Genomic DNA, 592 nt, shown 5'->3' with positions numbered 1-592 from the left:
GGTGTGGCCGCGTACAACATGGCGATGCTGATGGCCGTGCTGCCCCATTCGGTGTTCGTGCTCTCCCTGGCCACCGTGCTCTTCAACCGGCTGGCCCGCGCCATGGGCCGCCAGGACATGTCCGCGGTCCGGCGCACGACGGCGCAGGGTCTGCGCGCGTTCACCGTGCCGCTGATGTTCTGCCTCGCCGGCGTGGTGGTCCTGGCGGGCCCCCTGGGCCGCGTCTTCGGCTCGACGGCCGAGACGGCGATGGTGGCCGGCATCGCGGTGGGCTCGGTCCTGCTCGCGCTGGCGCTGTCCATCCCGTTCCGCTCGGGCTCCTTCTATCTGCTGCGCGTGTTCTACGCCGCCGAGGACGCCAAGGTGCCGATGGTGGTCCAGGTCAGCGGCTCGCTCCTGATGCTGCTGGTCTCGTGGGCGGGCGCGATGCTGCTGCCGCTGTGGTCCATGGCCCTGTGGGTCGCGTTCGCCTCGTCCGTCTCGTACGTGTACCAGTTCGTCCTGACCCATGTGCTCACCGTGCGCCGGTTCGGGGACTACGGCCTCGCGTCCGTGCTGCGGGCCCACGTCCAGACCGGCCTGGCCGCGCTGG

The 592-nt window shown here is 70.9% G+C and carries 1 protein-coding gene; it reads left to right on the top strand.

Features of this window, described 5'->3' with window-relative positions:
- On the top strand, positions 1 to 592 hold a 592-nt coding region (locus tag C6558_RS38960; protein WP_199197137.1), incomplete at both ends, for a lipid II flippase MurJ.

Source organism: Ensifer sp. NM-2 (assembly GCF_003024455.1).
Classification (GTDB): domain Bacteria; phylum Pseudomonadota; class Alphaproteobacteria; order Rhizobiales; family Rhizobiaceae; genus Ensifer; species Ensifer canadensis.
The sequence above is the reverse complement of the archived record's forward strand: the minus strand, read 5'-3'. Positions and strand labels throughout refer to the sequence as shown.